This window comes from Candidatus Flexifilum breve (assembly GCF_016713355.1).
Window position 1 is genome coordinate 674027 of the sequence record NZ_JADJPI010000004.1, and the last position, 23343, is coordinate 697369.

Sequence of the window (23343 nt, forward strand, 5' to 3'; positions counted from 1 at the left end):
GATTACTCCGGCAGCACGTACGCGGCAACCGCCTGACTCAGCAGCGCCACAGCGAGCGGAAGCGAGTTCTCGTCAATCGAGAACTTCGGGTGATGATGTCCGTAGTAGGCGTCGGCGGTCATATCCTGCGCGCCGACAAAGAAATAGAATCCGGGAATATCGTTCATGAACAGGCTGACATCTTCCGCACCCATCGTGCGCGCTGTGGTGTCCAAATTGTCTGCGCCGAGCATCTCCGCGAACAGCGGACGCAGCTTCGCGCCGACTTCCGCATTATTGATGACCGGAATCGTCAGATCAACAAAGTTGACTTCCACTTCGCAGCGCATAGCAAACCCGACATTCACGGCGATTTCCCGCATGCGTTCACGGGCGAGGTCGCGCGTTTCGTTGCGGAAGTAGCGCACGGTGCCGTGCAGTTCGGCAAACTGGGGAATGACATTGTAGGCATCGCCCGCGCGAATCTGCGTGACCGACACCACCAGCGTATCAAGCGGATCGGACGAGCGGCTGACAATCGTCTGCAGCGCGGTCACAATCTGCGCGGCACACACCACCGGGTCAATGCCAACATGCGGCAGTGCACCATGCGTGCCCTTGCCCGTCACCTTGATGTCGAAGATCGACGCGCCCGCCATCGTCGAGCCATCGGCCACGCCGACTTTGCCCACCGGCATGCTGTTCCATAGGTGCAAGCCAACCGTCACATCGGGGCGCGGATCTTCCAGTGCGCCATCGTCGACCATCGCCTGCGCGCCGCGTCCAACTTCTTCGCCGGGCTGGAACACAAACTTGATCGTCCCGGCGATCTCATCGCGGTGTTGGGAGAGCAGTTTGGCCACGCCGAGCGCAATCGCCGTATGACCATCATGACCGCAGGCATGCATCTTGTTCGGCACGCTCGACGTGAAATCGGTCTGGTTTTCCTCAAGAATGGGCAGCGCATCCATGTCGGCGCGCACGAGAATCGTCTGGCCTTCGCGCCCACCTTCCAGCAAGCCGATCACGCCCGTCTTGCCGACACCCGTCCGTACTTCCAAACCCAGTTTTTGCAGCTCTTGCGCCACAATGCCCGCCGTCCGAAACTCCTCAAACGCGAGTTCCGGGTGCGCGTGGAAATCCCGCCGCCGAGCGATCAATTCATCGCGCAGCGCTTCAGCCTGCGCCTTAAAGTCTATGGCCATCATCCTCACCGATCAAATGTAATCACGCGAAAAGTTTCCATATAGCGCGGCGCATCAGGCGGAGCTTCCGGGTCACGGTTGCCCCGCTGGCGTTCGGCCAGCGCCTCCATATCGGCGATCTGGCTTTTGTGTTCGCGCAGCGCCGCGATCTTCGTTTCCAGATACTCTGTGACATCGACTTTGAGGTTGCCGCTGTATGTCCCGCTGATGTACAGGTGCTTAACTTTGTGTGGTTCGAGCCCCTCGTCCGTCTCCAGTGACGGGAAGTTCAGGCGGTCGCGCGCGGTTGGGTAGACGGAGTCGAGCGTCGCCTCACCTATCGCCCGGTGATCAGGGTGATTCAGTCCGCGGTCGCCGAACCAGAACACGGTCGGGTCACACGTGACGACCGTATCCGGCTTGTACAGGCGAATCTGGCGCACAATGTCGCGCCGCAAGTCGAGCGAGGGCGTGAGTTCGCCGTCGGGGTAGCGCAGAAAGACCACCTCTTTGACGCCGAGCACGGCAGCCGCATTGCGTTCTTCAACTTCACGAATCGCGACGAGCGCCGCGTGCGTCATGGCGGGGTCACTGCTGCCTTTGTCGCCGCTGGTCGCCAGCACGAAGATGATCTCCGCGCCTTCCGCCGCCCAGCGCGCGAACGTCCCACCCGCGAAAAATTCGGGGTCATCCGGGTGCGCGAACACCCCCAGCACCCGCTTCACTACCTCTGCTGCCATGCACAGCTCCGTTTGTTGGTTCGAGGCGAGATCGCGCTCGCCGGTTTACAAGGGCGGGAAGGTTTTCCCGCCCCTACGTATACCGTATCTGATGGGGGTGTCGCAACATCCCACCCCGAGGAGGTGAAGCGCGGTGACGTTATTCAGCGGCTTCCGGGCTGCCGCCGCCACTGTTCTCTTGATTCTTCGGACGGCGATCCGGGCGATTCTTCTTGCGCCGCCCCTGCCCACTGCCGCTTCCTTCCGGTCGTTCGCCGCGCGGCGGACGCTCTTTGCGTGGTTCACCCTGCGGTTTGGCCTCCGCCTGGGCGCCTTGTTTCGGCTGCTGCGGACGATCTCCCTGGCGGCGATCACCGCGCTTGCGCTGGCGCGGGCGGTGCGACTGATCCGACGGCGACTGTTCCGACCGGGCGACGGCGCGCGCTGGCAGCGGCGACTCGCCTTCCCCACCTTCCTCAGCCCCGGGGACTTCATCGCCAGCGACCGCATCGACGGGGGCGGCTTCGGCTTTGGCTTTGGGCGGTTTCGCGCCGCAGTCACAGCCTTCATCGCCGTGAACGGTGCACGGTTCTTTGGCCTTCTTCGCCAGCGCTTCGAGCTCCTCTAAGGGTACGATCTCTTCGCGCTTGACCGTCTGCAAGCCTTGTTCTTCGATATACACCAGCACGGAGTCGGCCAGCGGGAACACGTCGACGACCTTGGCTTCGCCGTACGGCGTGCCGATGCGTTTGTTCTTCTTGGGGAGCTTCTGCCGCGCTTCGACATACTGCTCGTACTCATAGACGAGGCAGCAGCGCAAACGCCCGCACATCCCGGTGATCTCTGACGGGTTGAGCGAAATGCCCTGCGCCTTCGCCATTTTGATCGAAATCGGGCTGAAGTCGGTCAGGAACGTCGAGCAGCAGCGCAGTTCGCCACATGCGCCGTAGCCGCCGAGCAGCTTGGCGACATCGCGCGGGCCGATCTGCCGCATTTCCACCTGTGCCGGGAAGGCGCGGGTGAGTTCGTTCCACAGCCGACTGACGTTCACCTTATCTTCGGCGGTGTACAGGAACGTGAGCATCGTGCCATCATAGTTGTAGGCCGCCATGATGAACTTGACATCCGTGAACCCGCCCATGTCAGCGGCCTTCTGGCGACAGGTCGCCAACGCGGTATCCTGCTGAAGCTCCCAATGGTGCTTCAGAATCAAATCGCGCGGGCTGGCCATGCGCATGATCGGTTTATATTCGCGCATGTCCTTGTCGTCTTCGACGGCGTTGAAGCTCATCACTTCACCCATCTGGCGTCCGCGCGCCGTTTCGACAATCACATAATCGCCGACCTTGAGGTCGGGGTATTCACTGAAATCAAAGTGATACAGTTTGCCGACGCGGTGAAAGCGCACTCCGGCCACTGTCTTTTGCATCGTAACAGGTTGGTCTGTCATGGGATACCTGATAAAAATACGTTACACATCCGCCATTAATGATAGGCGACATCGTCACAATCGCAAAGAGTTGACAAAATTTCGGCACGGTGCTAGTTTGTTAACCTAAAGATTTCACCCAGTAGATCGCGCGTCGATGAGCACATTAGTGATGAAGTTCGGCGGTACATCCGTCGGGATGACAACCGGGTTGAGTCAAGTCTTGAGTATCGTGCTGTATGAGCACGAACGCTGGACGAACTTGATTCTGGTGGTTTCCGCGTTGGAGGGGGTGACAGACGCCCTCATCGAAGCCGCTCATTTAGCCCAATTGAACAACCAGCGCGGGTATCGCCGCATTGTGGCGACACTGCGGACGCGCCATCTCGCCTTGATCGAGCATCTACCGCTCGGCTCGACCGAAAAGACCGCCCTGCAAACCGACCTCGACCGCTTGCTGTACGATTTGCTCGGCACATGTCAGACGGTCGCCGAGCATCATGACGATGCGCTCCGCCCGGAAGTTGCCGACAAGATCGTGCATGTAGGCGAACGCCTCGCCGCGCGCATTGTCGCCGCGCTCCTGCGCCAGAACAATCTGCGCGGCGTTGCCATCGATGCGACCGACTTGATCATCACCAACAACGCCTACGGCAACGCTATCCCCGACCTCGCGCTCACCCGCGAACGGATCGCGACGCATCTGCTCCCCCTGCTCCAGCGCGGGATCATCCCGGTGGTGACCGGGTACATTAGCTCCAGCGTGACGGGCAAGCCGACCACGCTCGGTCGCGGCGGCAGCGACTACACGGCCTCCGTGTTAGGTGTAGGCAGCGATGCCCGTGAAGTGTGGGTATGGACGGATGTCGACGGGCTGATGACCGCCGATCCGCGGGAGATTGACGATGCCCGTGTGATCCCGACGCTCTCGTATGATGAAGCGGCGGAACTGGCGTATTTCGGGGCGCGCATTCTGCACCCGCGTATGATTCACCCGCTGCGCGAACAGTCGATTCCGCTGCGCGTGCGCAACGTGTACACGCCCCAGCAGCCCGGTACGCTCGTCCGCGATAAGCTGGCATCGATGCTGCCAGCCATTCGCGCCGTGACATCAATTCAAGGTCTGGGGATGTCGACGTCGCATAACGGCCCGCTCGCCCCGCTCGCCCAGACGGTCGACAGTATGCTCGCCGACCTCACCGGCAGCCACACCGATGTGACGATCACCTCGCAGTCGTCATCACACAGCTTCATCTGCTTCGTCATCCCGACGATGGCCGGGCCAGACGCGCTGCACAGTCTGCAGGTCGCACTCAACCAGGATGAAGAACTGTCGGCGGGCTGGAACACGCGCCCCGTGCAGGTCGTGACCGTCATCGGCACGCGCTTAGGTGAGATTCACACGCTGACGGCCAATGTGCTGCTGGCGCTGGAGGGGATTCCGCTGCTGGCGCTCTCGCAAGCGCCGTCGCATTGCAGCGTGTCGCTGGTGGTCGAAACGCAGTACGGCGAAACCGCCCTCACCCGCATTCACAACCTCATTTTGAAGAACGGCTGACCATAGGCCGGGAATCGTCGGGGCGCACGACCGTGCGCCCCGACAAAAATTACGCCACTTGATCAACCAACCCCACACCTAGAACCGATTGATATATCGATCCAGTTCCCACGGCGTGACCTGCCGGTTGTAGTCGTCCAATTCCTGCTGCTTGGCGGCGAGGTAACGGTCGCCAATATAGTGACCGAGCGCATTCATGATCACGTCGTCGCCCTTGAGCGCGTCCAAGGCTTCTGCCAGCGAGGTGGGCAGCGTCTCGGTGTAGCGCAGCCGTGAGCGATCCGGCTTGGTGAGCGACTCTTCCAGCGCATCCTGCAGCGACATCTGCTGGCGAATGCCATCGAGCCCGGCTTCGAGCATCACCGCCGTCGCGAGATAGGGATTCGTGCTCGGGTCTGGGCAGCGCAGTTCGAGGCGCGTGTGCGCTTCTTTGCCGGGGGAAATGTGTGGCACGCGGATCAGCGCCGCGCCCGCCCGGTTGACGTGCGCCCACGTCACGTATTTGGGCGCTTCAAAGCTCACGCTCAAACGCTTGTAAGAGTTGATCAGCGGGGCGAGAATAGCGCACATGGCGCGCGCATGCGCCAACTGTCCGGCGAGGAAATAGCGCGCCGTCTCCGACAAGCCGTATTCGTGTTCCGGGTCGGCGAACACATTCACGCCCGTATTCAAATCGTGCAGGCTTTGATGCGTGTGCATCCCCGACCCCGGCAAGTTTGCTGAAGGACGGGGCATAAACGTGCAGTGCAGCCCTTTTTGCAGCGCAATCGCCTTGAGCGCCACTTTCGCCGTCAACACATTGTCCGCCGAGACAAGCGCGTCATTATAGTCGAAGTCGATCTCCTGCTGGCCCGCGCCGATCTCGTGATGCGACGAATCCACGCGAATGCCCATGTCCATCAACGTGGAGAGCATGCTCCGGCGCACGCCGAGCACCCCGCTGTTGGACATATCAAAGTAGCTGGCCTCGTCATACGGTTGGAGCGGCAGCAGTTCCGCGTGGCGGCGGAACAGGAAGAATTCGAGTTCCATGCCCGTCTTGAACGTGAAGCCCATCGAGGTGGCGTTATCCAGCGCCTTGATCAGCATGTTGCGCGGGTCGCCGATGAACGGCATGCCGTCGGGAGTCTGCACCGTACAAATCAAGCGAGCGGTCTTGGGATTGTCCCATGGCAGCACGGCGAACGTATTGAGGTCAGGCATGAGCATCATGTCGCTTTCGGCAACACGCGCAAAGCCTTCAATCGACGATCCGTCGAAGTGCAGTCCGTCGTCAATTACCCGCTCGATCTTCGGCGTGGGTATAATAATGCTCTTGACGATGCCCGTGATGTCGGTGAACCACAGGACGACAAATTCCACCTGATGTTCCTGAATGGCCGCAAGCACCGCATCTTTCGTCATCATCGGGATGTAATCCTCATCATTTTTACGTCTGAATCCCGGCAGCCACGCAACCGGATGCCACTAAACCTTGTCTGAATTATACAAAGCAGGTGATCAGGGACTTATAGTGATCTTGTCTAAATTTCACATAAGACCGCTTGGCAATACATCACAGACTATCGAGCAAGCCCAAATGACCGAGCATAGCATCGAGTCCAAGCAGGTAGCTGCGCCAGCCAAAGCCGCTGATTTGTCCAACACACACAGGGGCAATCACCGATTTATGGCGAAATTCCTCGCGGGCGTGAATATTCGACAAATGCACCTCGATGACGGGCAGCTTGATCCCGCTCACGGCATCGCGCAGCGCAATCGACGTGTGCGAATAGGCGCCGGGGTTGAAAACCACCCCATCCGCCCAGTTGCGCGCAATATGCAATATGTCGATCAGCGCGCCTTCATGGTTCGACTGTTCCGCGCGCAGCTCAATGCCATGCCCACGAACGTGATCCGCCGCGCGGTTGTTGATTTCTTCGAGCGTCATCTTGCCGTAAACGTCCGGCTCCCGCGTGCCCAACAGATTTAAGTTCGGCCCATGCAACAACAAAATCTTCTTCTTCATCACAGTCCCCAGTGGAAGTTATCAGTTGTCAGTTCACAGTTCACAGTAAAAGCGGCTTATGACTGATAACTGTGAACTGATGACTGTAAACTTGTCTTTAGCGCAGCCGCCGAATATCTTTGCGGCGCTGCGTCGCGTCCTTGTCCTTGATGTGTTCCAGCACCGCGATCACATCGCCTTTGCGCACATCATTCACGATTTTCGGCTGGCCGATGCCTTCGAGCAGCACAAAGCGGGAGCGCCCGTGGCTCCACTTCTTGTCGGTCGCCATCGCCGCCCAGATCGCTTCCGGGTCGAGATCGTCGATGCGCGTGGGCAATCCCACGTCTTCGATCAAGCTTTCCACCAGCTCGATCAGGTTGGGCGAGCACAGGCGGAGCTGCGCGGACAGCAGCGTCGCCGCGATCAACCCCACGCCGACCGCTTCGCCATGCAGCCACGTGTAGCCGCTCACCTGCTCAATGGCATGGGCGAAGGTGTGCCCGAGATTGAGGTGGGCGCGGATGCTGCGCTCATACGGATCCGCTTCAACGACCGCGACCTTGACCTGAATCGCCCGCGGGATGATCTCGTCGATATTCACGCGGTAGTCCTGCGCGAGCTCCAACAGCACTTCATCGGCCAGCAGCCCATGCTTGATGATCTCCGCCATGCCGCAGCGCCATTCACGCTCGGGCAGGCTGTCCAGCACATCAGGATCGATGATCACCTGCTGTGGCTGCTTGAACGCCCCGACGAGATTCTTGCCCTGCGGCAGATCGACGCCGACTTTGCCGCCCACGCTCGAATCGACCATTGCCAGCAGGCTGGTTGGCATCTGCACGAACGACACGCCGCGCATGTAGGTTGCCGCCGCGAAGCCGACCGTATCGCCGACCACCCCACCGCCGAGCGCCACCACCACCGCCGACCGATCCAGCCCCGCCGCGACGAAATCACTGTACAGGCGGGCGACCGTTTCGAGCGTCTTGTAGTGTTCGCCATCCGGGATGGTGATCAGGCTGGGGTTGGGCAGTGCCGAGGCTAACGGTTCACCGTAGATCGGTGCCACCGTCGTGTTGGAGACCAGCGCCACCTGCCCATTGAGTCCCAACGCCGCCGGGTTGATGTGGCTGAGCAGCCCCCGCGCAATGATGATCGGGTAGCTGCCGTCCAACGTCTTTACGTCGATTCGGTCTGCCATAATCGGATGATCCTCTCTGCCACCTGTTCCGGTGTACAGTTCGCCGTATTCACATGGAGAGGAATGGCGGCATAGGCCGCGCGCCGCTTCTCCAGCAGTTCTGCCCAGTTGGCCGCCAAAGGCCGCCCGCTGTCACGGGAGAGCCGCGCGCCGATCACCTCGGCTGAGGCGTCCAAACACACGACCAGCGCCGTTGGCAGCAGGCGGTCGCGGTTCTCCGGGTTGACCAGCATGCCGCCGCCCGTCGCGATCACCAGTCCGCGTTTCTCCGCCAGTTCCGCGACAAGATCGCGTTCGTACTGGCGGAACACAGGTTCGCCATCCTCAGCGAAGATGGCCGGGATCGGCTTGCCCGCCCGCTTGACGATCTCCACATCGGTATCAACGAACGGACGCGCCAACTGCCGCGCAAGCATCGTCCCCACGGTGGTTTTGCCCGTGCCCATAAAGCCCGTGATCACGATGCTGCGATCATTCGGGGTAGCCAAACCGCCACTCCCGATTATCCATTAATAAATCACTCAACCGCGCACGGCGCAAGCTGTTGAAGCGTGGATGCATTTCCGCCACGCTGTCCCCGCCGAGCTTTTCGATCAACGCTTCAGCAATGACAAACGCCATCATCGCTTCGAGGATCGGCACGGCGCGCGGCGTCGCGCAAAAGTCGCTGCGTTCATAGGTCGTCTGTTCGGCCTGCCCCGTCGCCAGATTGACCGATTCGAGCGACTGCATGACCGTCGCAATCGGCTTCATCGCCACGCGCGCCACAATCGGCTCGCCCGTCGTGATGCCACCTTCGAACCCACCCGCGCGGTTGGTCGAGCGGTGTAGGTTGCCGTGCTCGTCGACGCTGATCGCGTCATGCACTTCCGAACCGCGCTTGCCCGCGTTTTCGAACGCCGGGCCGATCTCCGCGCCCTTCATGGCGTGCACGCTGACCATCGCCGCGACGATTTTGCCGTCCAAGCGGCGGTCATAATGCACGTGTGATCCGAGTCCCGGCGGCACGTTGAGCGCGACGACTTCGATGACGCCGCCGAGCGTATCCTTGGCGATCTTCGCCTGCCGAATCTCCTCATGCATCAGTTCCGCTGTCGCCGGATCGGGACAGCGCACATCGCTGGCTTCCGCCGCGGTGAAGCGCTGCTCGTAGGTCAGCGCCGGGTCAAGCGTCACGCTCACCCCACCAATTTGCACCACATACCCGCCGATCACAATGCCGAATTCGGCGAGGAGCTTCTTGCACACCGCGCCGACCGCCACACGCATCGTCGTTTCGCGGGCGCTGGCTCGCTCTAGGGCGATCCGCAGTTCGCGATAGCCGTACTTGATCGCGCCTGTGAGATCGGCATGACCGGGTCGCGGCGTCGTCATCGGCGGAATGTCTTTTTCGCGCCAATTCTTGTAGTCGCGGTTCTCGACCCACAGGGCGAGCGGCGCACCGGTCGTCATGCCTGCCGCCACCCCCGCCGAGATATGAATCTCGTCGCGTTCGATGTTCATGCGCCCGCCCGATCCGTAACCCGTCTGGCGGCGCGCCAGCTCGGTGTTGATGTACTCCGCGTCGAGCGCGAGTCCCGCGGGCATGCCCTCTAGTATCGCCGTCAGCGTCGGCCCGTGCGACTCACCCGCCGTTAAAAATCTCAGCATGTAGCTACCTCATCTCATGACCGCAAAGATCAAGACTCAACGCAAAGGCGCAAAGACACGAAGACGCAAAGTATCATTTGAACAAATCCTTTGCGCCTTGGCGTCTTAACGCCTTGGCGTTAGGCATTTTCTTTTCTTTCGTTTAGCGCTTGCTGGGCCGCTTGCAGCATCACGTCGACCGGGGGATACACACCCGCCCACAGGTGGAAGGCCGCTGCGCCCTGCCGCACGAGCATGCCCAGTCCGCTCACCGCCCGCCCGCCCGCCGCCTCGACCTGTTCCATGAGCCGCGTCTTGGCCGGACGATAAATCATGTCGTAGAGCGTCACACCAGCGGGAACGATCTCCAATGGCGAGGCGTCGACTTTCGGATGCATGCCGACGGGCGTGCAGTTAATCACGATCCGCGCGCCCGTCGCAAACGCTTCGTCGGCGCTTAGGACGTCCGCCGCCACGCCGACCGACTCGATCATCTGCTGCGCTTTGTCCGCGGTGCGATTCACGACGATCACCTGCGCGCCGGCCTTGCTCAGGCCGTAGACCGCCGCCCGCGCCGCACCGCCAGCGCCGAGCACGATCACCGTTTGCCCGTTCACCTGAATGTCATGCGCGGCGAGGTCATCCATCAGGCCGATCACGTCGGTGTTGGTGCCTACGTTGGTGCGAAAATCAATCGTATTGACCGCGCCAATCGCCCGGGCGGTCGCATCTGGTTTGCAGTGCGGCATGACCGCCTGCTTGTGCGGAATCGTCACATTCACGCCGATGAAACCATGATCGCGCAGTTCGCGCAAGCCAAGCTTGACAATATCCGGCATCAGCGGAATCTTGTCGTAGAACCAGTCCGTCATGCCGAGCGCCGCGAAGGCCGCGTTGTGCATCACCGGGCTGAGGCTGTGTTCTACAGGCCACCCGATGACGGCGACTTTCTTCTCGCTCATCAATCGAGCACCTGCACGCGCACATCCGCCCCTAACTTGCGCAGCGTCTCGGCGTAACCGGGGAATGAGTCCGCGGCGCATTCGGCATCAAGTACCGTCGTTTCACCGTCCGCCGCCAACCCGGCCACCACCAGACTCATCGAAATGCGGTGATCGTCGTGACCGTACACTTCCGCGCCGCTCAACACCTGTGGCCCATCGATGATGAACCCGTCTTCCGTCTCAATGATGTTCGCACCCAACTTCGTGAGTTCGGCAGTCATCACCGCGAGACGATCCGTCTCTTTCACGCGCAGTTCACCCGCGTCGCGCACGATGGTGCGGCCTTCAGCGAATAACGCCGCCACCATGAAGATCGGGAACTCATCGATCATGCGCACGACGACTTCGCCGCCGACCTGTGTCCCCTTCAACAGACTGGAACGCACACGAATCGTACCCACGGGATCGCCTGCTTCCGTGCCCGTCTCAGTGATTGTCAGGTCAGCGCCCATCGCCTGCAAGACCTCAAACACGCCCGTGCGCGTGGGGTTGAGGTTGATGTTGGCCAGGGTGATGTCACTATCCGGCACAATCAACGCCGCAACGATTGGAAACGCCGCCGATGACGCATCGCCGGGGATAGTGAAGTTGATCGGCTTGAGTACAGGCGTCGGTTGGATAGTGACGACATTGCCCTCCGTCACAATCTTGACGCCCATCGCGCTTAACATGCGCTCGGTATGATCGCGCGACGGTCCGATTTCGATCACGCGTGTTTCTGCATCTGCGAACAGCGCCGCCAGCAGCAGCGCGCTTTTGACCTGTGCGCTGGCCACCGTCATTTTATGTTCGACGCCTTTGAGCTGCGCCGGGCGCACGTACAACGGGCAGTAGCCGTTCGTCCCTTCAAGATCCGCGCCCATCACCCGCAGCGGGTCGATGATGCGCTTCATCGGGCGGCGGCGGAGCTGCTCGCTGCCGTCCAACACGCTCGGGAACGGCTGCCCAACCATGATCCCGGTGAGCAGGCGAATGCCCGTCCCGGCGTTGACCAGATCCAACGGTCGATCCGGCTTCTGGAGCTGACCGCCATGCACGGTCAGTTCGGTGTCGCTGTGCCGCTCGACTTCCACGCCCAACGTGCGCATCGCGCCGAGCGACGCTTCCGTATCACCCGCGGGCAGCCACGCCTTGACGTGCGTCTCACCCTGCGCCAGCGCGCCGAACATCACCGCGCGGTGTGACATCGACTTATCGCCGGGGACAGTCGTCACGCCTTTGAGGGCGCTTCCCGGTCGGACTGCAAAGTAATCACTTGCCGCTGCCATTTTTCGCCGCCTCCACGCGCTGCATCCATGCGAGCCGCGCTTCTCGCGCGGGACTCAAGAGTTCCGCCAGTTTAACATCATCCTGCGAAATCAACATGGCTTCGATCATGGCCAGTTCGCGCCGGAACAACGCCAGAATGCGCGCCACCGCCCGCGTGTTGGTGCTCAGGATATCGCCCATCATTTTGAGGTCGCTTGCTGCCAACCGCGACGTGTCGCGAAAGCCACCCGCGGCTAAGCGCCACACGGCGTCGTCCTGATTCCCCTCTTGCGCGACGGTGGCAACAAGCGCGGCGCTCAACAGGTACGGCAGGTGACTGATCGCCGCCACTGCCTGATCATGCCGCGTGGCGTCCATTTCAATCGACACAGCCCCGACCGCCTCGACCAGCAGCAGCGCCCGCGCCAGCGTCGCCGGGGTGGTGCGCCGCGACGGGCAGAGCACGAATGGACGCCCGACATACAAGTTCGCGTCGCTCTCCTCAATGCCGTTCGACTCTTTGCCCGTCATCGGGTGCCCGCCAATCGCCTGCACGCCAATCGGCAGGCGCGCCATCGCGTCGCAGATATCGGCTTTGGTGCTGCCAATGTCGATCAGCAGCGTGTTCGAGCGCAGGTACGCCCCGATGCGTCCTTCGATCATCTGGATGATAACGCGCACGGGCGCAGCGAGAATCACCGTATCGGCTTCGCTCACGCCCGCTTTCAAATCTTCCATGCTTACATCGATAATGCCGTGATCCAACGCATATTTCAGCGTATCGGGATCGCGATCCACACCCGTGATCACCTCGGCGCGGCTGCGCAGAGCGCGCGCTAGTGATCCGCCCATCAAACCTAGTCCGACGACCGTCAGGTGTCGGCTCTTAAAGCCACCGCTCATGCTGAACGCCCTACCGCCTGCGCGACCAACTGAATCCGCTGCATCATCTGCTTGAAACCGTCATAGTTCAAGCTCTGGCGGCCATCGGAGAGCGCGCGTTCCGGCGTCGGATGCACTTCCACGATCAAGCCATCCGCGCCCGCCGCCACCGCCGCCAGTGCAATCGAGGTGACATGTTCGCTGTAGCCGACCGCATGGCTCGGGTCTGCGATCACAGGCAGATGCGTGCGCGCCTTGAGTACGGGAATCGCGTTGATGTCGAAGGTGTTGCGGGTGTACTTTTCGAAGGTGCGGATACCGCGTTCGCACAGCATGACGCGCTGGTTGCCCTGCGCGAGGATGTATTCGGCGGACATCAGCAGGTCTTCCATCGTGTTCGCCATGCCGCGCTTGAGCAGCACCGTGTGCTGACTCCGTCCGACTTCGCTCAACAGCACGAAGTTTTGCATGTTGCGCGCGCCGACCTGCAGCACATCGGCGTATTCCGCCACCATGCCGACCAGACCGGGGTCCATGACTTCGGTGACAATCGGCAAACCCGTGCGTTCGCGCGCTTCCGCCAGCCACTTGAGCCCGGTTTCGCCGTGCCCCTGGAAGCTGTAAGGCGACGTGCGCGGCTTGAACGCCCCACCGCGCAGCGCGGTCGCGCCCGCTTCTTTGACGGCACACGCGATCTCAATCGTCTGCTCGCGGCTCTCGACCGAACACGGCCCGGCGATCACCAGCACCTTATTTGCGCCTGCCTGCGACCCGTTGAGGGCGACATGCGTATCCATCGGGTGATACTCGCGGCTGGTCAGCTTGTACGGCACCGAGACGCGCATCACGCGCTCAACGCCCGACATTGAGCTGTAGTTGTCTTCGCGCAGCGGTGTCGGGCTTTCGCCCACCAGCCCGATGATTGTGCGTTCTTCGCCTTCGGTCAGACTCGCCTTGTAGCCGTCCAACTCCACGCGCCCCACGACATTCGAAATATCTTGCGCCGAAGCGCCCTTCTTCATCACGACGATCATGGTTTCTTGTCCCCCTGAGAGTACAGCTATTAGCTGTTAGCATTTAGCGAAAGATAAAGACAATAACTGGCGAAGCTCTACCACTTCTGTAATCGGCTATGTGGGTCAAAGTGACTGGCCGTTTCCGATACACGGTGCTAAAATGGCTAATCGCTAACTGCTATGAGCTGACCGCTAAATCCGGGCGCAAGACAACCGCGCCCCGCTTGAAAATGTGTCGGATTTCGCCAATCGACTTGGTGGTGTTCCAGTGCAGCAGCACGCGCAAACATTTGGGTACGCCGCCCGGCACATCCATTTCAATGCAGTCGATCAACGCGACCTGCCGCCAGCCGAGATCCCGCGCTGCCTTCGCGGGGTAGGCCGCGTTCAAGTCGGGCGTGCAGGTGAAGATCACGCTGGCAACATCGTCTTCTTCAATGCCATTGGCCGCGATGATGTCTCGCAGCAGTTCCGCCGTCGCCGACCAGATCGCCTCAGCGGTGTTCTCCTCCACCGTGATCGCCCCGCGCACGCCTCTAAATTTCATACCTTCCGCCTTTCGACAATAAAAAAGGCGCGGAGCGTTTGCTCTGCGCCTTTCGGATGACTCGATTGATTCTCCCGCTAGACAGCTTGCAGCGCCCGACCCTCGACTATGTCGCCCGTAAAGTAATAATAGAAATAGGCAAACGAGTTGTGCGAACGCATGACCAGACGTGTCCTAGCGAATGAACTTGTCGCAGAGCATAGCATGTTAAGTTGCGGCGTGTCAATCAAACGGCGAGCTGCGCGCCAATTTCCAGCAGAAATTTCACCAGCGGCAGCGAAACAGGAATTATCTTCGCGGCTACACCGATTCAGGCGAATTTTCGTCAAGCGCGTGGCGCAGATCGCGCGCCAATGTGCGCACCGCTTCGATGCCCTGCCCGCCCGCGCGCACCATCGCCGAACCGACGATGAAACCGTCGACCAGATCGTTCATGCGCCGCGCATGTTCCGGCTTGCTGATGCCAAAGCCCATGACGAGCGGCACATTATGAGCATGCTGGCGTACGCGCCCGATGAACTCGGTCAGTCCCGGCGGCAGATCCGTGCGCACGCCCGTGACCCCGGTCAGCGACACCACGTAGATAAACCCGGTCGCCTGCTGCGCCACAAGTTCGACGCGCGCCGCGCTGCTGGTCGGCGCGAGAAAGAAGACAAGGGCCAGGTCTTCCCACGCGCACAACTGCGCCAATTCCGCGGCTTCTTCCGGCGGCAAATCGGGCACAATGAAACCGTCCGCGCCCGCCGCTTTCGCCTCCTTGACAAACCGTTCCAGCCCGTAAGCCAGCAACGGGTTGAGGTAGCCCATCAGCAGCATCGGCTGGTCGACGCCCCGCGCCCGCAGTTCGCGCACCGCTTCTAGACACTGTTTGACCGTGATGCCGTTCTCCAGCGCAACCTGCGTCGCCGCCTGAATGAGCGGGCCATCCGCCAGCGGGTCGCTGAACGGAATGCCGATCTCAAAACCATCTACACCTTCCGCCGCCATCGCAGCGATCATCTCGACCGAGTCGGTATAGGTCGGATAGCCAATCGGGAAATACGGCAGGAAGGCCGCTCGTCCTTGTTCCTTCGCGCGTGCGAACAACGCGCTGATGCCTTGCATACCTCTCATGATTTCACCTGTTTGAGCAGCCATTCGTAGAGGGCCGGGTCGGCATAGGCGCGCCGCGCGGCCTCCGTGTGGCCTTCTGACTGATAACGGGTATAGGTGTATTCAATGCTGCACTCATTGAGCTTGGCCACGACCGCATCCGACCGATCCGTATGTACAATCGGGTCGCCTGCGCTCTGGATGATCCACAGCGGCGTAGCGCCAATCGCGCACGGGTCAATCGGCTCCGGAATGAAGACTTCGTGGTAGAGCGTCGTCCCGGCGACAGGGAGCATCGCCGCGAAGCGGTTCGGATTCCGAGTTACATACGACCACGCGCCATAACCGCCCATGCTGAACCCGGTAATTGTGATACGCCGTTCATCGACCCGGTGGTGGGCGAGGAAATCATCCAGCGTGGCGTCAAGGCGGCTAATCACCTGCGCCCAAGACAGGTTCAACGGGCATTGCGGCGCAAGCACATACGCCGGGAGCGTGTTCCCCTGCTCCAGATAGGTACACACGGCGTACAGTTTGACGGGTTCGAGGTTGCTTCCGTCGCCGCGTTCGCCGGAACCATGCAGATACACGATCAACGGGTACGGCGCGCTGCCGCCCGTCGGTTCGTAGAGTAAATGCGGTAAGGGTTGGCTCATAGTTCTACCTCCAACAACGGTCGGGTGAGCGCCTCCAGACCGGCTTCAATCACTTCATTAGCGACGCGCACGCGAAACGCCCAGTTGGTCGGCTTAGCGTCATACGCCTCGGCAACCTGCGCCTGCCGCTGGTCATCAGCCGCCTTGTCCTGATACTGATCTGCCGACTCCCAATCTAGACCTTCGACTTCGACGGACTGGATTGAGAAGCCACCCCGCCATGCCAGCACCGCCCATTCGGCATCCGTCCCCATTGGGCGAATTGGCTGGCTGTTCTGCAGGATAAACCGCGCCGCCGCCAGACTAAACCCCTTCGACCCGGCTGCGAGATCGAGCGGCTGCCCTAACCACTGCGACAATACGCGATTCGTGAGCTGTTCGGTGGTCTGCAGGGACTGCGGATGCGTCGCAAAGGCGGCGGGTGTGCGCCCGATCGCCGTGAAGTCGGCGCGTGAAAGCTGCTCCACCGTCTGCGCCAGTTCGTCCGGCAGGCGTTCATGCCAGCGCACCAGCCGATCCGCATCGACATAGTGGATGTAGTCCGCGCCCGTGGCGACGCCTGCACGCAGCGCTACATACCGCCCCGACGCCCATTCGCCCTGCCCGACCACCTGCATATCGAGCGACTGCAGCGCCGCCACCGCCGCTGGATCGGCGCTCGGCGGGATGACCACCGTCACCGACTGGTACAGCGCGCGGATCGCCGGGTAGAAGCGTACCAGACGCCCCTCCTCGCCGCGTGGCATCCATGTGAGCACGAGCGCCGTCGTCACAAGCGCCCCGCTTCCAGATCATCGAAGAACTTACTGACGACCGGCCCTTTGGCAAAGCCGAAGTTCAGCCCCGCCGCACCTGCCCGATCATAGAACCCCATTGTCAAGCCTTCATGCAGCGTGAGCGACTCGACCGGGCGCTCCGTCGGCGCGACGAACACATGCACGATCACGTCGAGTTCACCGGGAATGCTGCGATCCGGGCAGGTGTAGGTGTACCAGTGACGGATCGGCAAATCGAGTTCGAGTTCTTCCTGTAATTCGCGCCGCGCTGCCACTTCAAACGACTCATCTTCTGGTTCGACTGCGCCGCCGAAGATCGTCCAGTGGCCGGGATACTTAATCGCCGGGTTGTAGTCCCGCTGCTGCAAGAGGGCCTCGCCCTGCGCGTTGTACGGGATCACGCTCACCATATGCTTTGTAGCGACCATCAGCCCAGCGCCTTGATCACCGTATCGAGGTCTTTGTCGCCGCGACCGGAGAGATTGATGAGCAGAATGCTGTCTTTCGACATGGTCGGCGCGCGCTTGATCGCCTCGGCGACGGCGTGCGAACTTTCCAGCGCCGGGATGATCCCTTCCAGCTTGGACAGCGTTTGCAGCGCGTTGAGCGCTTCGTCATCGGTGGCGTAGGTGTAGTAGGCGCGTTCGCTCTGGCGCAGGTAGGCGTGTTCCGGGCCGACCGAGGCGTAATCCAGCCCGGCTGAGATGCTGTGCGTGTTGACGATCTGCCCGTCTGCGTTCTGCATAACGAACGACTTCGTCCCTTGCAGCACACCAATCCGCCCGATGTTCGGATCGGCGAAGCGCGCCGCGTGTTCACCGCCGCTGATGCCGTGCCCGCCCGCCTCCACGCCGATCAGTTCAACGTGTTCATCCTCGCGGAAAGCGTGGAACAGGCCAATCGCATTGCTGCCGCCGCCGACACACGCGATACACACATCGGGCAGGCGTCCCGCCTCTTGTACGATCTGTTCACGCGCTTCCACGCCGATCACGCTTTGGAAGTCGCGCACCATCATGGGGTATGGGTGCGGGCCGAGCGCCGAACCGAGCAGATAGAACGTGGTATTCACATTCGTCACCCAGTCACGGATCGCTTCGTTGATGGCATCCTTGAGCGTCTTGCTGCCGCTCTCGACCGGAACGCACGTCGCGCCAAGCAGCTTCATGCGGAAGACATTCGGCTGCTGCCGCGCCATATCCACGCTACCCATGTACACGATGCACTCCAACCCGAGCAGCGCCGACGCGGTCGCGCTGGCGACGCCGTGCTGCCCCGCGCCCGTCTCCGCGACGACGCGCTTTTTGCCCATGCGCTGAGCGAGCAGCGCCTGCCCAAGCGCATTGTTGATCTTGTGCGCGCCCGTGTGCGCCAGGTCTTCGCGCTTGAGGTAGATCTGCGCGCCGCCCAGATGATCGCTCAGACGCTTGGCATACGTAACCGGCGTCGGGCGTCCCGTGTAGGTGCGCTGCAAGTGCGCCAGCCGCCCCTGAAATTCGGGGTCGGCCATGGCGTCTCGGTAGGCGATCACCAATTCGTCCAGCGCGGGGATCAGTGTTTCGGGGACGAAGCGCCCGCCGAAATCGCCGTAATAGCCACGCTCATCAGGGACGTTCGTCGTCCCCGTCTTGATATAAGTCTCTACATCAGGCATTCTGTTATTAGCTTCCCTCTATCTCGCAGTTGGAATTCTAGCGAGTCGGATCTTCTCAGCCCATTCGTTGAACATTTGTATTTGTTCTTCTGTTAGCTCATTAAGGCGTTCGTCTCGAAGCTTATCATCAACTGCGAAGTCACTTTGAGCAAATAACGAACTTCGACTGGCGACGAAACTCAGCAGGATTTCCACGTCAGTAATGAAATTCGGTGCGTTCGGTCTGGGTGCATATTCCCACTCGTCCAGTACCGGATAATTTCCAAACCATAGGACTTGAAACAACTCATACGCAGTTTGGTGAACCTCTTTGATCTCAGCAATATTGAGCGCCAAGCCCTTCAACTCTACGACACTAGAAGGGTCTATATGGGTTGGATAGTCCATATGGGCGATATAGCGATTGCGAATTTCATTGATTTTCATGGCAACCTGCTTCGAACGTGATTTGAAATCAACTCGCCTCAGTTGCTTTTTTAGGTACTCGTCTACACTAACATCAATATCTGGTCGCTTGAATTTTGTCATTATGCGATTCTGGAAAACTTGCAGAGCGAATAAGCCATCTTGTTCTGCAACCAATGTCCACAAGTTAACGATGATTGATTCGATAAGAGCTCGTTTAATTAGTTTCCAGAAAGTTCGCCTAGGAACAGCTGTAAACAGGTCAAATGGAAAACTCTCAATCTTTTCGAGAATGAACAACTCGTTATGAATTGCCCATAACCGCCAATAGATTGCTTGACATTCCTTTTGATAGACCTCAATGTACTGAGGCGCAATAACATCCACATCCTCAATTTGCATAATGTCAGCTCGTCCCAAACATTTGATGCAATCAGAATTTGTGCGCTTCCCCAATGAACGCCCGCACCTTCGCGGGATCTTTGCGTCCCGGTTGATCGCCTTCCACGCCGCTGGCGACATCCACGCCCCACGGCTGCACCGCCTTGACGCGCTCGCCCACGTTCTCCGGCGTGAGTCCGCCCGCCAGCATCAGCCGCGTACTGATGGCGTTGACGGCGACCGCGATCTCGTCGGCAATCGACTGCCCGGTACCGCCGAACTCACCGGCCTTATAGGCGTCCAGCAAAATCGACGGGATGCGCGTGTTCGTCAGCGGAAACTGCCCGTAGTAGCTCACATCGTCCAACGCTTCGGCTTTGCTGCGTGGGCGAATCGCCTTGAACGCGATGCCGCGCATCTCGCGCAGCATCTCAAACGACTCGTCGCCGCTCAACTGCGCGAAGTTCAACCCCACCTGCTCCATCGTCACGGAAATGCGGCTCACAATATCGTTGACGAACACGCCCACCAGCAGCGGGGTCGCCGCGCCGAGCTGCGTGCGCAGTGCCGTCGTCAGTTCTCGCGCCGCCGCCGGTTCGATGTAACGCGCGCTCTTCTTGAAGAAGTTCAAGCCGAGCATATCCGCGCCCGCTTCCGCCGCGACTAACGCGTCTTCCAACGTCGTGATCCCGCAAATCTTGACTATCGTCATGGTCGCCCCACACTGCTGAATAACCGCACTTGTTCGGCGATCTTACCCGCTTTGACCAGCCCTTCGCCAACCAGAATCGCGTGCGCGCCGAGTTCCGCCATCCGCTGGACATCCTCCAGCGAGCGGATCGCGCTCTCTGCGACCAGCGTCACTTCCGGCGGCACCCGCTTGGCGATCCGCCCGGTCGTGTTCAGGTCTTCGCGGAAGGTCTTGAGGTCACGGTTATTCACACCGATCAGCGTCGCGCCGATCTTCAGCGCGCGTTCCAGTTCGGTCTCGTTGTGGACTTCGACCAGCGCCGCCATCCCCAACGATTCGATCAGCGCGTGCAGGTCAGCCATGTGCGCATCTTCCAGCGCCGCGACGATCAGCAGGATCGCGTCTGCGCCCGCTGCCCGCCCCTCGTAGACCTGATACGCATCAACGATAAACTCTTTGCGCAAAATGGGCGTCGCAACGACTGCCCGAACCGCCCGCAGGTAATCCATGTGGCCTTGAAAGAAGTCCTGATCGGTGAGGATCGAGATCGCCGCCGCGCCATTGACCGCGTAGATTTCGCCTAACGCCACTGGATCAAAGTCCTCGATCAGCACGCCTTTGCTCGGCGACGCCTTCTTGATCTCCGCGATCAACGCCACCGTCTCACGTCGTAAACCCGCCGCAAACGGCTTCGGAGGCGGCGCGACCTGCGCCGCCGCGATCATCTCCGACAGCCGCGCCCGATCTGCGTCCACCTCTTCAACTTTCCGCGCCAGAATTTTGTCTAGAATCGTATCCGTCTTGACGAACATACTCGTCCCTTGATTGAAAAGATGATGAACCACAGAGAACACGGAGAACACAGAGTAGAAAGCTGAATTATGGAGTCGCAGAGTATCCTTGCTGCTTAATCAAAACACGCTACTTTCTCTGCGCTCTTGGCGTTCTCTGCGGTTCACATCTTTTTGTCCGATCCTCTGTGTTCTCTGTGCTCTCTGTGGTTAACAGTCTTTACGCCACCGTCTGTGATGCGAACGTCTGGCTGTGCGCAATCAACGCGTCCAGCTTGCCGAGCGCCGCGCCGCTGTCGATCACCTGCGCTGCCTGCGCCAGCCCGTCCGACAAATCCGCTGCCGTGCCCGCCGCCACCAGCGCCGCCGCCGCGTTGAGCAGCACCACATCGCGCTTCGCATCCGTGATTTCGCCGCTCAAGATACCGCGCAGAATCGCCGCGTTAGTCGGCGCATCACCGCCGAGCAGTTCGGAGATGTGCGCGCCCCGGAAGCCGTAGTCTTCCGGGTTGATGTCATAGGTTGTCACTTTGCCGTCGCGCAGGTGGCTGATGTGATTCGGCCCGGTCGTCGTCAGCTCGTCAAGGTTGCCGTAGCCGCACACCACCAGCGCTGAGGTCGAGCCGAGTTCGCCAAGCACGTGCGCCAGCAGATCGGTCAGATCCGGCGCGAACACGCCCATCAACTGCCGCTGCGCGCCCGCCGGATTCGTGAGCGGGCCGAGGATGTTGAAGATCGTTCGCAGGCTCAGCTCACGGCGCACGCCGATGGCGTACTTCATCGCCGGGTGCAGCTTGGCCGCGAACAGGAAGCCGATGCCGACCTGATCCACGCACTGGCCCACCTGCTCCGGCGTCAAATCGAGGTTGACGCCCAACTGCGCCAGCACATCGGCGCTGCCGCACTTGCTCGACGCCGCCCGGTTACCATGCTTGGCGACGCGCACGCCCGCGCCCGCCGCCACAAACGCGACCGTCGTGCTGATGTTGAACGTCCCGCTCTTATCGCCGCCGGTGCCGCACGTATCGAGCAGTTCGCCGTCCACGCTGATCGGCACGCGGTGCGCGTTCGCCCGCATCGCCCGCGCGCTCCCGGTGATCTCGTCGCGCGTTTCGCCCTTCATGCGCAAGCCCATCAGGTACGCGGCGATCTGAGCTTCGGTCGCGCCGCCGCTCATGATCTGGTTCATCACCAGTTCGGCTTCATCCGGCTGCAAGTGACCGAACTTGCTGACGATGTCGATGGCCTTTTGAATATCCATGCTAGACCGCCTGTTCCGGCACGCGGACTTCGAGGAAATTCTGGAGCAGGCGCTTGCCGCCTTCCGTCAAAATGCTCTCCGGGTGGAACTGCACGCCGTAGACCGGGTGTTCCTTGTGCCGCATCGCCATGATCTCGCCGCTGTCCGCATAAGCGGTGACTTGCAGCGCGTCGGGCAGCGTGCTCTCCTCAACAATCAGGCTGTGGTAGCGCGTCGCCTCAAACGGGCTGGGCAGCCCTGCGAACAGCAGGTCGCCATTATGCTGAATCTGGCTGGTCTTGCCGTGCATCAGCTTGCCTGCGCGCTTGACCACGCCGCCATAAGCCTGCCCGATGCTCTGATGCCCGAGGCACACGCCGAGGATCGGCGTGGTCGCGCCAAATTCGCGGATTACGTCCAGCGAGATGCCCGCGTCGTCGGGATCGCCGGGGCCGGGGGAAATCACGATATGCGACGGGTTGAGCGCGTGAATCTCGTCGAGCGTGATCTGATCATTGCGGACGACGCGTAAATCCGCGCCCATTTCGCCCAGATACTGCACGAGGTTATAGGTAAAGCTGTCGTAGTTATCGATCACGAGGATCATGTTGTTTCGCCTCTAGTTCAGTTACTGCGGAAGTCCGCAAGCCTTCGAGATGTAAGCAGTCATCGACTGCGACAAGTTTCCAACTGTCACCGCTGCGCCGCATGGTAGTCACCGACGTATTGCCGAGATTCACCGCCAGTGGGTTGTAACCGGGGAACAGGTCTTCCATCAACACCTTGAGCGCTGTCGTATGCGTGAGGATGCCGACGGTTTCGCCCTTCGCCTGGGCCAGCACATCGGCAAACGCCGCCTTCATGCGCACCCGCACATCCTCGCGCGATTCGCCACCGGGTATACGGTAGGTGTCCGCGTCTTTGAGCATGGCCGCGTATTCGTCCGCGTACCATTTGCGCATTTCGTCGAGCGTCAGCCCCTGCCACAAGCCGATATTGCGTTCGCGCAGGCGTTCATCCGGGATCAGTTCAAACGCGCTGAACCGCGCCAGAATTTCCGCTGTTTGCAGCGCCCGCTTCAGATCGCTGGTGTACAACGCCGTCATGCCAATCGACCGCATAAAGCGCGCCAATGCTTCGGACTGCTGCCGACCATGTTCGTTCAGCGGGACAGCAACCCATCCCTGCCAGCGTTCCAGCTTGTTCCAATCGGTTTCGCCCGGACGAATGAAAATGATGCGCTCGACTGCCATGATTTAAACCTGTCCCCT

25 protein-coding genes are annotated in these 23343 nt (G+C 60.7%); 1 reads left to right on the top strand and 24 read right to left on the bottom strand.

Annotated elements, in window-relative coordinates; genetic code table 11:
- Positions 1-2 precede the first annotated feature (2 nt).
- From IPK17_RS03750 to IPK17_RS03760, 3 genes are all read right to left on the bottom strand, one after another.
- Positions 3-1187 (bottom strand): M20 metallopeptidase family protein, encoded by a 1185-nt coding sequence (locus IPK17_RS03750; protein ID WP_343416328.1) that lies wholly within the window; start codon positions 1185-1187, stop codon positions 3-5.
- Positions 1188-1189: 2 nt separating this feature from the next.
- Positions 1190-1903 carry a PIG-L deacetylase family protein gene (locus IPK17_RS03755; RefSeq protein WP_343416329.1) on the bottom strand — a complete coding sequence of 238 codons (714 nt, stop codon included), beginning with the start codon at positions 1901-1903 and terminating at the stop codon, positions 1190-1192.
- A gap of 139 nt (positions 1904-2042) precedes the next feature.
- Positions 2043-3332 carry a PSP1 domain-containing protein gene (locus IPK17_RS03760; protein WP_343416330.1) on the bottom strand — a complete coding sequence of 430 codons (1290 nt, stop codon included), beginning with the start codon at positions 3330-3332 and terminating at the stop codon, positions 2043-2045.
- 136 nt (positions 3333-3468) lie between these two features.
- On the opposite strand from IPK17_RS03760, the gene IPK17_RS03765 reads away from it, so the two are divergent.
- Positions 3469-4869, top strand: coding sequence for an aspartate kinase (locus IPK17_RS03765; protein ID WP_343416331.1), 1401 nt, complete (start codon positions 3469-3471; stop codon positions 4867-4869).
- 78 nt (positions 4870-4947) lie between these two features.
- Here the strand turns inward: IPK17_RS03765 and IPK17_RS03770 are convergent, their stop codons facing one another.
- The 21 genes from IPK17_RS03770 to IPK17_RS03870 all read right to left on the bottom strand — a co-directional run bounded on the left by IPK17_RS03770 (position 4948) and on the right by IPK17_RS03870 (position 23325).
- Positions 4948-6276 (bottom strand): glutamine synthetase family protein, encoded by a 1329-nt coding sequence (locus IPK17_RS03770; protein WP_343416332.1) that lies wholly within the window; start codon positions 6274-6276, stop codon positions 4948-4950.
- A 148-nt stretch (positions 6277-6424) separates the two neighbouring features.
- Complete coding sequence (gene aroQ / locus IPK17_RS03775) at positions 6425-6877, bottom strand: type II 3-dehydroquinate dehydratase (protein WP_343416333.1); 453 nt, start codon at positions 6875-6877, stop codon at positions 6425-6427.
- Positions 6878-6974: 97 nt separating this feature from the next.
- Complete coding sequence (gene aroB / locus IPK17_RS03780) at positions 6975-8060, bottom strand: 3-dehydroquinate synthase (protein ID WP_343416334.1); 1086 nt, start codon at positions 8058-8060, stop codon at positions 6975-6977.
- Positions 8039-8548: a shikimate kinase gene (locus IPK17_RS03785; protein ID WP_343416335.1), complete on the bottom strand. Its 510-nt coding sequence runs from the start codon at positions 8546-8548 to the stop codon at positions 8039-8041. Before IPK17_RS03785 ends, aroB begins: the two co-directional genes overlap by 22 nt.
- A complete protein-coding gene (aroC, locus tag IPK17_RS03790; protein ID WP_343416588.1) occupies positions 8532-9707 on the bottom strand; it encodes a chorismate synthase in 1176 nt (391 codons plus the stop codon). The genes IPK17_RS03785 and aroC overlap by 17 nt, the downstream gene beginning before the upstream one ends.
- Positions 9708-9829: 122 nt before the next feature.
- On the bottom strand, positions 9830-10651 hold the full coding sequence (gene aroE / locus IPK17_RS03795; protein WP_343416336.1) for a shikimate dehydrogenase: 822 nt from the start codon (positions 10649-10651) through the stop codon (positions 9830-9832).
- A complete protein-coding gene (gene aroA, locus IPK17_RS03800; RefSeq protein WP_343416337.1) occupies positions 10651-11961 on the bottom strand; it encodes a 3-phosphoshikimate 1-carboxyvinyltransferase in 1311 nt (436 codons plus the stop codon). Before aroA ends, aroE begins: the two co-directional genes overlap by 1 nt.
- Positions 11945-12844 carry a prephenate dehydrogenase gene (locus IPK17_RS03805; protein WP_343416338.1) on the bottom strand — a complete coding sequence of 300 codons (900 nt, stop codon included), beginning with the start codon at positions 12842-12844 and terminating at the stop codon, positions 11945-11947. Before IPK17_RS03805 ends, aroA begins: the two co-directional genes overlap by 17 nt.
- Positions 12841-13857: a 3-deoxy-7-phosphoheptulonate synthase gene (gene aroF, locus IPK17_RS03810; protein WP_343416339.1), complete on the bottom strand. Its 1017-nt coding sequence runs from the start codon at positions 13855-13857 to the stop codon at positions 12841-12843. Before aroF ends, IPK17_RS03805 begins: the two co-directional genes overlap by 4 nt.
- A 160-nt stretch (positions 13858-14017) precedes the next feature.
- On the bottom strand, positions 14018-14386 hold the full coding sequence (gene aroH / locus IPK17_RS03815; protein WP_343416340.1) for a chorismate mutase: 369 nt from the start codon (positions 14384-14386) through the stop codon (positions 14018-14020).
- Between the two features lie 300 nt (positions 14387-14686).
- Positions 14687-15499, bottom strand: a complete 813-nt coding sequence (gene trpA / locus IPK17_RS03820; protein WP_343416341.1) for a tryptophan synthase subunit alpha — start codon at positions 15497-15499, stop codon at positions 14687-14689.
- The gene (locus IPK17_RS03825) at positions 15496-16134 is read right to left on the bottom strand and encodes a carboxylesterase family protein (RefSeq protein ID WP_343416342.1); all 639 of its coding nucleotides are present in this window, start codon (positions 16132-16134) and stop codon (positions 15496-15498) included. The genes trpA and IPK17_RS03825 overlap by 4 nt, the downstream gene beginning before the upstream one ends.
- Positions 16131-16907: a PALP domain-containing protein gene (locus tag IPK17_RS03830; protein ID WP_343416343.1), complete on the bottom strand. Its 777-nt coding sequence runs from the start codon at positions 16905-16907 to the stop codon at positions 16131-16133. Before IPK17_RS03830 ends, IPK17_RS03825 begins: the two co-directional genes overlap by 4 nt.
- Complete coding sequence (locus tag IPK17_RS03835) at positions 16904-17338, bottom strand: NUDIX domain-containing protein (RefSeq protein WP_343416344.1); 435 nt, start codon at positions 17336-17338, stop codon at positions 16904-16906. The genes IPK17_RS03830 and IPK17_RS03835 overlap by 4 nt, the downstream gene beginning before the upstream one ends.
- Positions 17338-18564 (bottom strand): tryptophan synthase subunit beta, encoded by a 1227-nt coding sequence (gene trpB, locus IPK17_RS03840; RefSeq protein ID WP_343416345.1) that lies wholly within the window; start codon positions 18562-18564, stop codon positions 17338-17340. Before trpB ends, IPK17_RS03835 begins: the two co-directional genes overlap by 1 nt.
- An 18-nt stretch (positions 18565-18582) precedes the next feature.
- Positions 18583-19371, bottom strand: coding sequence for a hypothetical protein (locus IPK17_RS03845; RefSeq protein WP_343416346.1), 789 nt, complete (start codon positions 19369-19371; stop codon positions 18583-18585).
- A 31-nt stretch (positions 19372-19402) separates the two neighbouring features.
- On the bottom strand, positions 19403-20062 hold the full coding sequence (locus IPK17_RS03850) for a phosphoribosylanthranilate isomerase (RefSeq protein WP_343416347.1): 660 nt from the start codon (positions 20060-20062) through the stop codon (positions 19403-19405).
- Positions 20059-20853, bottom strand: a complete 795-nt coding sequence (gene trpC, locus IPK17_RS03855) for an indole-3-glycerol phosphate synthase TrpC (RefSeq protein WP_343416348.1) — start codon at positions 20851-20853, stop codon at positions 20059-20061. Before trpC ends, IPK17_RS03850 begins: the two co-directional genes overlap by 4 nt.
- A gap of 199 nt (positions 20854-21052) precedes the next feature.
- Positions 21053-22093 (bottom strand): anthranilate phosphoribosyltransferase, encoded by a 1041-nt coding sequence (gene trpD / locus IPK17_RS03860; RefSeq protein WP_343416349.1) that lies wholly within the window; start codon positions 22091-22093, stop codon positions 21053-21055.
- 1 nt (position 22094) lies between these two features.
- Positions 22095-22679 carry an anthranilate synthase component II gene (locus tag IPK17_RS03865; protein ID WP_343416350.1) on the bottom strand — a complete coding sequence of 195 codons (585 nt, stop codon included), beginning with the start codon at positions 22677-22679 and terminating at the stop codon, positions 22095-22097.
- The gene (locus IPK17_RS03870) at positions 22660-23325 is read right to left on the bottom strand and encodes a histidine phosphatase family protein (protein ID WP_343416351.1); all 666 of its coding nucleotides are present in this window, start codon (positions 23323-23325) and stop codon (positions 22660-22662) included. The genes IPK17_RS03865 and IPK17_RS03870 overlap by 20 nt, the downstream gene beginning before the upstream one ends.
- Positions 23326-23343: the final 18 nt, after the last annotated feature.

What these genes read in the sequence shown, in the direction of transcription:
- IPK17_RS03750 (WP_343416328.1), bottom strand. Translation starts at nt 1,187, where the DNA reads ATGATGGCCATAGACTTTAAGGCGCAGGCTGAAGCGCTGCGCGATGAA.
- IPK17_RS03755 (WP_343416329.1), bottom strand. Translation starts at nt 1,903, where the DNA reads ATGGCAGCAGAGGTAGTGAAGCGGGTGCTGGGGGTGTTCGCGCACCCG.
- IPK17_RS03760 (WP_343416330.1), bottom strand. Translation starts at nt 3,332, where the DNA reads ATGACAGACCAACCTGTTACGATGCAAAAGACAGTGGCCGGAGTGCGC.
- IPK17_RS03765 (WP_343416331.1), top strand. Translation starts at nt 3,469, where the DNA reads ATGAGCACATTAGTGATGAAGTTCGGCGGTACATCCGTCGGGATGACA.
- IPK17_RS03770 (WP_343416332.1), bottom strand. Translation starts at nt 6,276, where the DNA reads ATGATGACGAAAGATGCGGTGCTTGCGGCCATTCAGGAACATCAGGTG.
- aroQ (WP_343416333.1), bottom strand. Translation starts at nt 6,877, where the DNA reads ATGAAGAAGAAGATTTTGTTGTTGCATGGGCCGAACTTAAATCTGTTG.
- aroB (WP_343416334.1), bottom strand. Translation starts at nt 8,060, where the DNA reads ATGGCAGACCGAATCGACGTAAAGACGTTGGACGGCAGCTACCCGATC.
- aroE (WP_343416336.1), bottom strand. Translation starts at nt 10,651, where the DNA reads ATGAGCGAGAAGAAAGTCGCCGTCATCGGGTGGCCTGTAGAACACAGC.
- aroA (WP_343416337.1), bottom strand. Translation starts at nt 11,961, where the DNA reads ATGGCAGCGGCAAGTGATTACTTTGCAGTCCGACCGGGAAGCGCCCTC.
- IPK17_RS03805 (WP_343416338.1), bottom strand. Translation starts at nt 12,844, where the DNA reads ATGAGCGGTGGCTTTAAGAGCCGACACCTGACGGTCGTCGGACTAGGT.
- aroF (WP_343416339.1), bottom strand. Translation starts at nt 13,857, where the DNA reads ATGATCGTCGTGATGAAGAAGGGCGCTTCGGCGCAAGATATTTCGAAT.
- aroH (WP_343416340.1), bottom strand. Translation starts at nt 14,386, where the DNA reads ATGAAATTTAGAGGCGTGCGCGGGGCGATCACGGTGGAGGAGAACACC.
- trpA (WP_343416341.1), bottom strand. Translation starts at nt 15,499, where the DNA reads ATGAGAGGTATGCAAGGCATCAGCGCGTTGTTCGCACGCGCGAAGGAA.
- IPK17_RS03825 (WP_343416342.1), bottom strand. Translation starts at nt 16,134, where the DNA reads ATGAGCCAACCCTTACCGCATTTACTCTACGAACCGACGGGCGGCAGC.
- IPK17_RS03835 (WP_343416344.1), bottom strand. Translation starts at nt 17,338, where the DNA reads ATGGTCGCTACAAAGCATATGGTGAGCGTGATCCCGTACAACGCGCAG.
- trpB (WP_343416345.1), bottom strand. Translation starts at nt 18,564, where the DNA reads ATGCCTGATGTAGAGACTTATATCAAGACGGGGACGACGAACGTCCCT.
- IPK17_RS03845 (WP_343416346.1), bottom strand. Translation starts at nt 19,371, where the DNA reads ATGCAAATTGAGGATGTGGATGTTATTGCGCCTCAGTACATTGAGGTC.
- IPK17_RS03850 (WP_343416347.1), bottom strand. Translation starts at nt 20,062, where the DNA reads ATGACGATAGTCAAGATTTGCGGGATCACGACGTTGGAAGACGCGTTA.
- trpC (WP_343416348.1), bottom strand. Translation starts at nt 20,853, where the DNA reads ATGTTCGTCAAGACGGATACGATTCTAGACAAAATTCTGGCGCGGAAA.
- trpD (WP_343416349.1), bottom strand. Translation starts at nt 22,093, where the DNA reads ATGGATATTCAAAAGGCCATCGACATCGTCAGCAAGTTCGGTCACTTG.
- IPK17_RS03865 (WP_343416350.1), bottom strand. Translation starts at nt 22,679, where the DNA reads ATGATCCTCGTGATCGATAACTACGACAGCTTTACCTATAACCTCGTG.
- IPK17_RS03870 (WP_343416351.1), bottom strand. Translation starts at nt 23,325, where the DNA reads ATGGCAGTCGAGCGCATCATTTTCATTCGTCCGGGCGAAACCGATTGG.